Here is an 11,869-nt window from a genome sequence, read left to right as displayed (position 1 = left end):
AGCTCGAGGAGCGGTACGGCGTGAGCCGAACGGTGCTCCGCGAGGCGACCGGCATCCTCGTCGACCATCAGGTGCTCGAACCCCGCCGGGGGCGGAGCGGCGGGTCAGGATCCGGGCTGCTGCCGCGCTCCCGGAAGCTTGCGGAAGTCCCAGCTGCTGATCTTCTCCGGGGTGAGCCGGAGCCACGCGTGCCGGCCGTCGATCACGACGTGCCCGCCGGTGTACTTGTCCGCGAACGCCTGCTCGACCCGCTCCAGCTCGGGGTTCGGCTCGCCGGTGCGCGGGATCTCGCCCACCGGCTCCACCCGGCCGCGGATCTCGACACCGCGGAGCTGGTCGTAGTCCTGCCCCGCGTCGACCACCGCCCCGATCCGCGGGTCCTTGTCCAGGTCGGCCCAGCGCTGTGCGCGGACCAGCGAGGTCAGCCACATCGCGGAGCCGTCCCAGTGGAACCAGAGCGGCGTGGCGTGCGGGCCGTGCGTGCCGTTGGTGGCCACGCGGACGGTCCGCTCCTCGGCGAGGAAGGCGTCCCGCTCGTCGTCGGTCATGGCGATGGCCCGGCCCCGGCGCTGGGTCTTGGGTGCGGTCATGGCCCGGACATTACCGATCAGTAGAGACGGGCGGTGGCCAGCCGGGCGCCCTCGGCGAGCGCGCGGAACTTCTCCCGGACGACGGTCGGGTGGACCTCGGGATGGAAGGTCGCGCGGGAGGAGAAGCCGCAGTCCGCGCCCGCGAGCAGGTTCTCCCGGCCGACGAGACCCGCGTAGGTCACGATCTGGTCGGCGATCAGCTGCGGGTGCTCGACGTAGTTGCTGGCGTGCCCGAGCAGGCCGGGGATCAGCACCTTCCCCTCGGGCAGGGCGAGGTCCTCCCAGACCCGCCACTCGTGCTGGTGGCGGGGGTTGGCGACCTCGAAGGAGTAGGCGCCGGCGCGGATCCGCAGCATCACGGGCGCGATGTCGGCGAAGGGCAGGTCGTGGACCCGCGGGCCGTGGTTGAGCCCGTAGCAGGTGTGCAGCCGGATCTTCTCCTCCGGGATCCCGCGCAGCGCGTGGTTGAGGATCTCGACGTGCTGCTCCGCGAGGCGGCGGCCCTCGGCGCGGTCGTCGTGGCTGAGGTACTCGATCAGCCACGGGTCGTCGACCTGCAGGAGGAACCCGGCCTCGACGATCGCCAGGTACTCCTCGCGCAGGGCCTCGGCGACCGCGGAGAGGTAGTCGGCGTAGGAGGAGTAGTACTCGTTGCGGCCGAAGCCGCTGGGGCTGGTGCTCGGCAGGAAGGCCTCGTGGGGATCGGCACCGCCGACGTCGAGCCCGTCGAGCGCCGCGCGGAGGTTCTCGACGTCCGTGCGCAGCTGGTCGTGCCCGGCGTAGCCGACCGGTCCGGTGCAGACCATCGTGGTCATGGGGGAGACGGTGTCCTTGTACTTGCCGAGGTAGCCGGCGTAGTACTCCGGGAACGCGTCGATCTCCACCTGCCACGACGGCGGCATCAGCTTCTCGCCGGTGCTGCCGGAGAACCCGGTGAGCCGGTCCTTGACGTAGGTCAGGAAGCTGACCTTGCTCATCTCGCCGTCGGTCACCACGTCGATGCCGTCGGCCACCTGCTCGCGGACGCGGTCGGCGACGGCGGCGGCGATCTGCTTGGCGTGGGCGTCGGCGTCGTAGGGGCGGCCGTGCTCCTTCTCCCGCATGACCTCGAGCAGGTCGTGGGGCCGGGCCAGGCTGCCGACGTGGGTGGTGAGGATCCGCTCCGTGCTGCGCCGCATGGTCCCCGGACGGTAGAAGCGGCGCCGGGTCCGCGGGAGCGCGGCGTTCCCCGCTCGCGAACTGCCTTATTCAACGGCTGTTGAAAACCTGGCGCGGCGGGACTACGCTCCAGCCACGCACGAGGAGGCGCGCCATGACGCACACGCTGCCGCTCACGGACGGCCCACGGATCCTCGACCTGGCGGCGGCCGCCGATCCGGCGCTGGTCGGCGGGAAGGCCGCCTCGCTCGGCAGGATGATCCGCGCGGGCTTCCCGGTCCCGCCCGGCAGCTGCGTCACCACCGTGGCCTACCGGACCGTGGCCGACCCGGTCGTCAGGCCCCTGCTCGACGCGGGCGCCGCGCCCGCCGACCTGCGCGAAGCCGTCCGGTCCGCCCCGGTGCCCGCCGAGCTCGCCGCGAAGATCCGGGCGCTCGCCGACGGCCCGGTCGCGGTGCGCTCGTCCGCCACCGCCGAGGACCTGCCCGACGCCAGCTTCGCCGGCCAGCAGGACACCTTCCTCGACGTCGAGGGTCCCGAGGCCGTGCTCGACGCGGTCCGCCGCTGCTGGGCCTCGCTGTGGACCGACCGCGCCGTCGCCTACCGCGCGGCCAACGGGATCGACGACCGCGCGGTCGCCCTCGCCGTCGTCGTGCAGCGGATGGTGCCGGCCGCGGCGGCGGGCGTGCTGTTCACCGCGAACCCGGTCACCGGCCGGCGGGGTGAGACGGTGATCGACGCGGCGCCGGGGCTGGGCGAGGCCGTGGTCTCGGGCACGGTCGATCCCGAGCACCTGGTGCTCGACGCGGGCGGCCGGGTCGTCGAGCGCCGGGCCGGCGGCGTGGGCCCCTGCCTGTCCGACGACCGCGCCCGCGAGCTCGCCGCGCTCGGCCGGCGGGTCGCGGAGCAGCACGGCGAGCCGCAGGACCTGGAGTGGGCCGTCGACGGCACGGACCGGGTCTGGCTGGTGCAGGCGCGGCCGGTCACCACGCTCTACCCGCTGCCGGACAACCCGGCACCCGGCCTACGCATCTACCTGAACGTCAATGTGGCGCAGGGGGTCCTGGGTCCGCTCACCAGCGCGGGGCAGAGTGCCTTCCGTGTCATGACCGGCGCCCTCGCCCGCGTGTGGGGGGTCGCGGTGCCCGACCTTCGCGCGGGTCCGCCGGTGCTGTTCGTGGCGGGGGAGCGGCTGCTGGTCGACGTCACCGGGGCCCTCCGGCATCCCGTCGGGCGGGTCGTGATCCCGCGCCTGTTCGACGTCATGGAGGCGCGGTCCGCGGCCGTCCTGCGCCGGGTCCTCCTCGACCCGGCCTTCGCGGTGGTGCCGGGGCGGCGGCTGCGCTTCGCACGCGCGCTGGTCCGGGTGCTCGCCCGGTTCCGGATACCGCCCCGGCTCGGGGCCGCGTTGCTGGCGCCGGGCCGCGCCCGCCGCGGGGTCGAGGCGGGGATCGCCGACCTCCGGAACCGGCTCGGGGCGCGGCCCCCGCTCCCGGCCGCCGCGCGCCTCGACCGGATCGAGGCCACGCTCGCCGGTGAGCTGCCCACGGTGATCGCGCGAGTGTTCCCGGTGGCGGGAGCGGGGTTCGTGGCGTTCGGGCTCGCGGCGGCGCTGCTGCGCGGGCGGGCCCGGCCCGGGGAGCTGTCGACGGTCCTGCGCGGGCTGCCGCACAACGTCACCACCGAGATGGACCTCGCGCTGTGGACCCTGGCCGGGCGGGTCGCGGCGGATCCGCCCTCGCGCGCGCTCGTCACCGGGCCGGTCGACGCGGCGCGGGCGGCGCTCGAGGCCGGCACCGCCCCGCCGGTCCTGGCCGACGGGCTGGGCGACTTCCTCGGGCGGTACGGGCACCGCAGCGTCGCCGAGATCGACCTCGGCGTCCCGCGGTGGCGCGAGGACCCGTCGTACCTGCTGGGCGTGCTCGCCGGCTACCTGCGCGCCGACCCGGACCGCACCCCCGACCGGGTCTTCGCCGCCGCGGCGGCCGAAGCCGGACGCACCGCCGAGGATCTCGCGGCCCGGGTCGGGGGCCTGCGCGGGCGCGCGGTCCGGGTGCTGCTGCGCCGGGCCCGGGCGCTCGCCGGGCTGCGCGAGATGCCGAAGTTCGCCCTGGTCACCGTGCTCGACGCGGCGCGTACCGATCTCCTGGCCGTCGGCGAGACCCTGGCCGCGGAGGGCCGGATCGCCGGGGCGGGCGACGTCGTCCACCTCACCGCGGACGACTGCCGGGCCGGCCTCGCCGGGGCCGACCTGCGGGCGCTGGTGGCGACCCGGCGCGCGGTGCACGACCGCGAACGGCGGCGCCGGCACGTCCCGCGCATCCTGCTCTCGGACGGGACCGAGCCCGAGGCGCTCCCGGATCCCGGCGCGGCGCCGGCGGTCCCGGGCGAGCTGCGTGGCACCCCGGCGTCGGCGGGCGTGGCCGAGGGGACCGCGCGGGTCGTGCTCGATCCCGCCGACGCCCACCTCGAGCCGGGGGAGATCCTCGTCTGCCCCTCGACCGACCCCGGCTGGACGCCGCTGTTCCTCACCGCCGCCGGGCTGGTCATGGAGATGGGCGGGGCGAACTCGCACGGCGCGGTCGTCGCCCGCGAGTACGGCATCCCGGCCGTGGTCGGCGTGCCCGGGGCGGTCGCGCGGATCAGGACCGGGGAGCAGGTGGTCGTCGACGGGACGGCGGGCCGCGTCCTGCCCCTGTGAGTGGCGATGGTCGCCATAGCGGTGATTGCCACTCACGAGTGCTCGGGCGCGTCGGGGAGGATCGGTCCGTGCCCACCCCCGCTCTGGAGGCCTTCCTCGCCGAGCCGCGACCCACGCCCTTCCTGGTGCTCGACGCCGGACTGGTCGCGCAGCGGTACGCCGAGCTCACGGCCGCCTTCCCCGGCGCGGAGTTCCTCTACGCGGTGAAGGCGTGCCCCGAGCCCGACGTGCTGAGCACGCTCGCCGCGCTCGGCAGCGGCTTCGACGTGGCCGGCGCCGAGGAGATCGCGCTGTGCCTCGACGCGGGCGCCGACCCGGCCCGGCTCTGCCACGGCAACCCTGTCCGGGGCCCGGGTGCTGCGGCGGCCGCCGCCGCGCAGGGCATCCGGCGGTTCGTCACGGACAGTGCGGAGGATCTCGCCGGCCTGCCGGCCGACGCGGAGGTGCTCGTGCGCGTCCTCGTCGCCGACGACGGTGCCGCGACCCCGTTCCTCGGCAAGTTCGGGGCGACCCCGGCCGAGGCCGCCCGGCTCGCCCGTGGGACCGCCGGCGTCGCCTTCCACGCGGGATCGCAGCAGCTCAGGCCCGCGGCGTTCGGCGAGGGGGTGCGGGTCGCGCTGCGGGTGGCGCGGGCGGCGGGCATCGCGACCCCGGTGCTCGACGTCGGCGGCGGCCTGCCCGTCCGCTACCGCGCCGCCGTCCCGCCGCTCGCGGCCTACGCCGAGGCGATCCACGGGGCCGTCGCCGACGCGGTCACGGGCGGCGACGTCGAGGCCGTCCGGCTCGTCCTCGAACCCGGGCGCGCGCTCGTCGCCGAGGCAGGGGTGCTGCGGACCACCGCCCTGCGGGTCTCCCGGCGGCCCGGGATCGACCACCGCCGCTGGGTCTACCTCGACGCCGGCCGCTACCAGGGGCTCGCCGAGGCGGAGGGGGAGGCGATCGACTACCCGGTGCGGGCGCCCGGCCGCAGCGGCCCGCCCGGGCCGGTCGTGCTGGCCGGCCCGACCTGCGACGGCGACGACGTCCTCTACCGCCGCCGGCCCTACGCCCTGCCCCTGGATCTCGCCGCGGGCGACGCCGTCGACCTCCTGCACGCCGGTGCGTACACCGCGAGCTACGCCTCGGTCGGGTTCAACGGGTTCGGCCCGCTGCCCGTGCACGTCCTGGCGCCCAGGCTCGCCTGAGGCCGTGTCTCTCGACCTGGCGCCGCCGGGCCCGGTGATCCACGTTGTTCCCGGCAAGGCCGCCGGGCCGCCCTCATACCGGGCGTATTCGGGTGGCCCGGCAACGCCGGCGGGGGCGGCGTGGGCGCCGGGAGCGGTGGTGGCGGGTCGGGAGACACGGCCTAGGGTTCTGCCCCGTGCAGACGTCCCATCCCGTCGGCCGGCACGTCCTCGGCGAGCTGCGCGGCATCGACCCCGCCCTGCTCGACGACGCCGACGGCCTGCGGCACGCGCTGCGCACCTCGCTGCTGGCCGCCGGTGCGGACGTGCGGCAGGTCGTCGCCGAGCCGTTCGAGCCGCAGGGGGTCACGGTCGTCGCGCTGCTGGCCGAGTCGCACGCGTCGATCCACACCTGGCCCGAGCTCGGGTCGGCCTTCGTCGACGTCTTCACCTGCGGCGACGGTGCCGACCCCGTGTACGCCGTGCGACGGCTGGCGCTCACCCTCGGCGCCGACGACGCCGCCGTCGAGGTCGTGGACCGCGGGGGCGCGGGACGGGCGGACGAGCCGATCTCGCCCGGGCTGACCCGGCGTTGGCAGCTCGAGGCGGTGCGCGTGCGCACCCGCACCGCACTGCAGGAGGTGCTGATCGCGGACACCGCGCACGGCGTCACGCTGTTCTGCGACGGCGAGCGGCAGAGCGCCGAGCACACCCAGCTGACCTACCACGAGGCGCTGTTCGTGCCGGCCGCGCTGCTCGCCGGGCGCCGCGAACGCGTGCTGGTGATCGGGTCGAGCGAGGGCGTGGTGAGCGAGCTCGCGGTGGCGTGCGGCGCCGGGCGAGTGGACCACGTGGACCTGGACCGGGAGTGCGTGCGGCTCTGCGCCGAGCACCTGCCGTACGGCTACACGCCCGCCACGCTCGCCGCCGCCGAGGCGCACGACGGCCCGGTCCGGATGCACTACGACGACGGGCTCGCCTTCGTCGACACGACCGACGGCACCTGGGACGTGATCGTCGTCGACCTGCCCGACGAGCGTCCCGACGATCCCGGCGCCCAGCTCAACCGGCTCTACACCGGCGACTTCCTGACCCGGTGCGCTGCCCGGCTGCGGCCCGGCGGGGTCGTCGTGAGCCAGGCCGGGAGCCCGGCGCAGTGGCGCGACGCCACCCTCCGCGCGGCGTGGGCGCGGTTCGGCGCGGTCTTCCCGCACCGCGCGTACGTCGGCAGCCCCGAGCACGAGTGGGCCTTCGTCTGCGGGCTGCCGGACACGCCCGCCGGCGAGCCCGCCGAGCTCGTCGCCGCCCGTCTCGACGGGCTGGCCTACACGCCCGCCACGCTCGACGCCGCGTCGCTGCGGGCCGCGCTCGTCCCCCCGCTGCGCCTGCGGCGTTCACTCACCCGGATGGAGATCGATCCCGCCGCGCGATCATCTCGTTAGTGTCCCGGTGGTGCCGGGCCCGGCGCCGTCCGCCCGCCTCCCCGGCGGACGCTCCCCGCCCCGCCCGCTCCCCGGAGGCCGCCCGTGCGCCGTGTCCCGACCCTGTGTCGCTCCGTCTCCGTGATCGCCGCCGTGGTCGTCACGCTCGGCGCCACGGTGGGCACGGCCCTGGCCGACGACACCGAGCAGGCCGGCCGGTACGTCGCCCTCGGCGACTCGTACAGCGCGGGCCCGCTCGTCCCGCCGCAGACCGGGCAGCCCGCCGGGTGCCTGCGGTCGGGTTCCAACTTCCCGTCCGCGGTGGCCGAGGGAACGGGGGCGACGGACTTCGTCGACGTGAGCTGCAGCGGCGCCACCACGGCGGACTTCACCGCCCCGCAGAAGGTCACCCTCGGCGAGAACCCCGCCCAGTTCGATGCGCTGACCGGGACCGAGGACCTCGTCACCTTCACCATCGGCGGCAACGACATCGGGTTCGGCGAGATCATCCAGGAGTGTGCGCTCCGGTCGCCGCAGCAGCCGCTCGGCGCCGCCTGCCGGGACTTCTACGGCGACCAGCTGAACCAGCGGATCGCGGAGACGGCGCCGAAGATCGCCGCCGCGCTCGCGGAGATCGGCACCCGTTCACCGGGGGCGCGCGTCGCCGTCGTCGGGTACCCGGCGCTGCTGCCCGACGAGGGGCCGGGCTGCTTCCCGGTGGTGCCGTTCAGCCCGGGCGACGTCGCGTGGCTGCGCGGGATCGAGAAGGACCTCAACGCGATGCTCGACGCCCAGGCGAGCGCGGGCGGGGCGACGTACGTCGACACCTACACCCCGACGATCGGGCACGACATGTGTCAGCTGCCGGGCGTGAAGTGGATCGAGGGCCTGCTGCCGACCTCGCCGGCGGCGCCGGTGCACCCCAACGCGCAGGGCATGGAGGCCATGGGGGCCGCGGTCCTCGCGGCGCTCGGCGCGCCCGTGCCGGCGGCCGCGTAGGAGCCCTACCAAACGACCGTCCGACGACCTACCCTCGGCTCGTGACGCGCGTCGGCGAGCGGGACCTCGAAGGCATGGACCAGGCCCGGATGGCCGCGGCCGACCGGGCCGAGCTGGTCGAGGCGGCCCGGGAGTGCACGTTCCTCTTCACGGACGAGGAGGGCTGGCCGGCCGGGGTCACGATGAGCCACCTGTTCCACGACGGCGCGTTCTGGCTGACGGCGGTCACCGGGCGCGCGCACGCGGCCGCGGCCGAGCGGGACCCGCGGGTCGGGCTGGTGATCAGCAACCTGGGGACGGACCTGCCGGGCCGGCGGATGGTGCGGATCCGCGGGCGGGCGACGGTGCACCGCGACCGGGCGACGCTCGACGCCGTGCTCCCGCTCTTCGCCCGGCGCCTCCAGCCGCGCGATCCCGACCGTATGCTCCGGCTCCTCGACAGCCCCCGGCGAGTGCTGATCCGGGTGGAGCCGATCTCCTACCCGCAGACCCACGACTCCCGCAAGATCGCCGGCGACGGCCGCGGCGGCCCCTCGCAGCCGTGACGTAGGCCGCTATTTCTCCGCGTAGGACTCCACGACCCGGGCGGGCATGGGGACGCGGACGGGTGTGGCGCCGAAGAGGGTGCGGGTGGCGGAGTCCGCGGCGGCCTGGACCAGCTCGGCGGCCTCCGGCGCGGCGGCGGCGGGGCCGTGCAGCAGCACCTCGTCGTGCTGGAAGAACACCAGCCGGGACGGGTTGCCGGTCCGGCGCAGCATCGTCCGCAGCTCCGCGAGCAGCACCAGCGCCCACTCCGCCGCGGTGGCCTGCACGACGAAGTTGCGGGTGAAGCGCCCCCGCGCCCGGGCCCGGGACGGCACCTCGTCGCCCGGCCGCGCCGGCGGGCACGTGCGGCCCAGCCACGACCGGACCAGACGGCCCTCCTCGCCGGCCCGCGCCGCCTCCTCGACCACCGCGACCGCGGCCGGGAAGCGGCGGCGCAGCAGCGCGAGGTGGGCGCCGGCGTCGCCCGACGTCTGCCCGTAGATCGCCGACAGCACCGCCAGCTTGGCCTTCGCCCGCCCGTCCGGCACCCCCGCCCCGAACAGTTCGGCGGCGAGACCGGCGTAGAGGTCGGAGTCCCGCTCGGTGCCGCCGGCACGGGCCAGCGCGGCGTCGCCGGCGATCGCGGCGAGGATCCGCGGTTCCAGCTGCGCGGCGTCGGCCACCACGAGCCGGCAGCCCTCGTCGGCGCGCACCGCCGCCCGCACGGCCTTCGGGATCTGCAGCGCCCCGCCGCCGCGGGTGGCCCAGCGCCCCGACACCACCCCGCCGACGACGTACTCGGGCCGGAACCGCCCCTCGTGCACCCAGGTCCGCAGCCAGTTCCAGCCGTGCGCGGCGTGCAGCCGGGCGAGGTCCTTGTACGCCAGCAGCGGTGCGACGGCCGGATGGTCGACCCGCTTGATCACCCACGACCGGGTGCTGGGGAGCTCGAACCCCGCGCGGGCGAAGGCGCGCAGGACCTCGGCGGGGGAGTCGGGGTTGACCGGCCGCCCGAACGCCTCCTCGACCTCGGCCGCGAGCGCGGCGAGCCGCGGGGGCCTGCCGTGTCCGGGCGGGCGCGGCCCGAGCGCCTCGGTGAGCAGGGCGTCGTGCACGTCGGCGCGCCACGGCAGGCCCTCGGCGCGCATCTCCTCGGCGACGATCCCGCCCGCCGACTCCGCCGCGGCGAGCGTGCGGAGCCGGGGACCGGCGGCGAGTCGCCGCAGCTGGGCGGCGTGCACCGCGACGACCGCGGCCAGGGTCGCGGCCGGGTCGGGCTCGGCACGACGGAAGAGGGCCGGCGGCTCGTCGGCGGACTCCTCGGGCTCCTCGTCGGGCGGGACGGGCTCGCCGGCCAGCCGGGCGGCCGCCGCGGCCAGGCCGTGGGGCGCGCCGAGGGCCCCGTCGGCGCCGACGAGCAGGCCCTCGACCAGCTCGACGTCGTGCGCACGCTCCGCGCGCACGCCCGCGGCCAGCAGGGTCCGGTACGTGCGGGCGTTGCGCCACACCGCCCGGTGCCCGCCGAGGTCGAGCTCCTGCACGGGAACGGCCCGGACGGCGTCGACGGGCGCGCCCGCCGCGTCGAGCGGGTGCACCAGCGCCACACCGCGCTCGGCGTCGACGTGCACCGCGAGCCGGGCGGCCCGCACGGCCACCTCCACGGACCCGGCGGCCACGCGACCCGAGGCGCTCACCGCAGCGCCGGATCCGGGCGCGGCACCGCCGGGCCGCCCCGCCCGAGCCGGCCGAGCCGGTGCACGGGCATCCCCGCCAGCAGCCCGCGCGCGGCGATCCCGCGGATCTCCTCGGGACCCACCCCGACCGACGCGAGCACGTCGTTGGCCGCGAGCACCCCGGTCATCGCGGCGCGCTCCATCAATCCCGAGGGGTAAGGGCACTCCACGAAGTCCCCGGCGACCCGCACGCCCGGCGCGTCGGTGACGACGCCCGGCCGGGTGCCCGCGGTGCCGGGCGGGAACGCGGGTGCGGTGGCCTCGAGCCGTTCCTGCAGGTGGAGGACACCGGCCTCGGCGGTCTCCGGCCACAGCGCCGCCAGCTCCGCCCGCATCCGCGTGGTGGCGCCGGTGATCTCCGGCGCGCGGCAGGCGTAGGAGTGCAGCTCCACGACGGACCCGCCGGTGCGCGCGGCCCACCGCGCCGAGTCGCCCTCCAGCCGGGAGTACACGGTGACGGAGTCGAGCGTGGCCTCGCCGGACACCGCGCTGAACACCGCCCGCTCCGGCCGCACGTCCCGGTCCAGCCACAGCCGCGTGACCGCGAACGGCGGGGCGACCGCCACCGCGGCGGCCCGCCGCGCGAGGTCCGGGGCGATCGGCGACTCCGCCAGCAGCGTCCGCAACGCCCCGGGGTCGAGGGCCAGCACCACGTGCTCGGCCTCCACCGGCCCCGCCGCACCATGGACCCGCCAGGCCCGCCCCGCGCGCTCGAGCGAGGTCACCCGCGCCCCGGTCCGGATCTCGGCCCCGAGCCCGCGGAGGTGAGCCGCCAGCGGCACCCAGATCGCCGTGAGGTGGTCCTCGGCGGGCGCGTCGAAGCCGATGCCCGCCGGGTTGCCCAGGAAGTAGTAGTGGAACATCGCCACCAGCTCGGCGGCCGACAGCCCGCCCTGGTCGCAGAAGAAGGACCGGGCGAACGCCTCGAAGAGCATCTGCCGGGCCCGCTCCGACACCCCGAGCCGCGCGAGGAACTCGCCCGCGCTCAGGTCGTCGAACCGCGCGGCGGTCGCGGACGGGTCGTGCGCCAGCAGGGCGAACCCGAGGGCGGCGTCGGCCCCCGCGATCTCCCGCAGCCGCAGGCTGGGGGAGCGGGCGAACAGCGCGAGCAGGTTGAACGGCGGGGCGGCCGGCAGGTTCCCCAGGTCCTCGGCGGGCCAGCGGCGCGAGATCACCGGGTAGCCCTCGACCGGGCGCAGGAAGCCGAGCTCCGGGTCGATCCGGCGCAGTATCGCGCGCCAGGTGTCGTAATGCCGGAAGAAGGCGTGGAACCCGTGCTCGACGACCTGCTCCGACCCGTCCGGCAGGGTGTGCGGCCAGGCGCCGAGCCGCCCGCCCAGCGTGGGCGCGGCCTCCAGCAGCGTGACCGCCACCCCCCGCTCGGCGAGCACCACGGCCGCGCTCGTGCCCGCGATCCCGCCGCCGACGACGACCGCGCGCGTGCCGGGCCGCACCCGGCGGGGCAGGTCGGGCCGGGCGGGGACGAGGACCTGCGGCCGCCGGCGCCAGGGGAGGGTGCGACTCACGCCCCGAAGATTCACACCCGGAAGCCTACGGAGGGCCCCCGACAGGAATGCGG

Annotated in this window: 9 protein-coding genes and 1 pseudogene; 6 read left to right on the top strand and 4 right to left on the bottom strand. The window is 76.6% G+C overall.

Going from position 1 to position 11,869, the window contains the following annotated elements; genetic code table 11:
- Positions 1-104 precede the first annotated feature (104 nt).
- Together AB0B41_RS29465 and AB0B41_RS29460 are read right to left on the bottom strand one after the other, a co-directional pair.
- Complete coding sequence (locus AB0B41_RS29465; RefSeq protein WP_358209039.1) at positions 105-590, bottom strand: pyridoxamine 5'-phosphate oxidase family protein; 486 nt, start codon at positions 588-590, stop codon at positions 105-107.
- Between the two features lie 17 nt (positions 591-607).
- Positions 608-1,768 carry a cobalamin-independent methionine synthase II family protein gene (locus AB0B41_RS29460; protein ID WP_358209037.1) on the bottom strand — a complete coding sequence of 387 codons (1,161 nt, stop codon included), beginning with the start codon at positions 1,766-1,768 and terminating at the stop codon, positions 608-610.
- A gap of 134 nt (positions 1,769-1,902) precedes the next feature.
- Here AB0B41_RS29460 and AB0B41_RS29455 point away from each other — a divergent pair, with 134 nt between their 5' ends.
- From AB0B41_RS29455 to AB0B41_RS29430, 6 genes and pseudogenes are all read left to right on the top strand, one after another.
- Entirely contained in the window at positions 1,903-4,449 is a 2,547-nt protein-coding gene (locus tag AB0B41_RS29455) for a PEP/pyruvate-binding domain-containing protein (RefSeq protein ID WP_358209035.1), read from the top strand.
- Between the two features lie 68 nt (positions 4,450-4,517).
- Positions 4,518-5,633, top strand: coding sequence for a type III PLP-dependent enzyme (locus AB0B41_RS29450; protein WP_358209033.1), 1,116 nt, complete (start codon positions 4,518-4,520; stop codon positions 5,631-5,633).
- A gap of 176 nt (positions 5,634-5,809) precedes the next feature.
- Positions 5,810-6,157: pseudogene (speD, locus tag AB0B41_RS29445) on the top strand (adenosylmethionine decarboxylase); the annotation flags it as partial.
- On the top strand, positions 6,146-7,054 hold the full coding sequence (locus tag AB0B41_RS29440; protein ID WP_358209043.1) for a spermidine synthase: 909 nt from the start codon (positions 6,146-6,148) through the stop codon (positions 7,052-7,054). The pseudogene speD and the gene AB0B41_RS29440, both read left to right, overlap by 12 nt.
- Positions 7,055-7,174: 120 nt before the next feature.
- Positions 7,175-8,032, top strand: a complete 858-nt coding sequence (locus AB0B41_RS29435; protein WP_358209031.1) for an SGNH/GDSL hydrolase family protein — start codon at positions 7,175-7,177, stop codon at positions 8,030-8,032.
- Between the two features lie 41 nt (positions 8,033-8,073).
- On the top strand, positions 8,074-8,577 hold the full coding sequence (locus AB0B41_RS29430; protein WP_358209029.1) for a pyridoxamine 5'-phosphate oxidase family protein: 504 nt from the start codon (positions 8,074-8,076) through the stop codon (positions 8,575-8,577).
- A 9-nt stretch (positions 8,578-8,586) separates the two neighbouring features.
- On the opposite strand, the gene AB0B41_RS29425 is transcribed toward AB0B41_RS29430, so the two are convergent.
- Together AB0B41_RS29425 and AB0B41_RS29420 are read right to left on the bottom strand one after the other, a co-directional pair.
- Complete coding sequence (locus tag AB0B41_RS29425; RefSeq protein WP_358209027.1) at positions 8,587-10,251, bottom strand: bifunctional 3'-5' exonuclease/DNA polymerase; 1,665 nt, start codon at positions 10,249-10,251, stop codon at positions 8,587-8,589.
- Positions 10,248-11,816, bottom strand: coding sequence for an FAD-dependent oxidoreductase (locus AB0B41_RS29420; RefSeq protein ID WP_358209025.1), 1,569 nt, complete (start codon positions 11,814-11,816; stop codon positions 10,248-10,250). The genes AB0B41_RS29425 and AB0B41_RS29420 overlap by 4 nt, the downstream gene beginning before the upstream one ends.
- Positions 11,817-11,869: the final 53 nt, after the last annotated feature.

This window comes from Pseudonocardia sp. NPDC049154, from assembly GCF_040648315.1.
Classification (GTDB): domain Bacteria; phylum Actinomycetota; class Actinomycetes; order Mycobacteriales; family Pseudonocardiaceae; genus Pseudonocardia.
The sequence above is the reverse complement of the archived record's forward strand: the minus strand, read 5'-3'. Positions and strand labels throughout refer to the sequence as shown.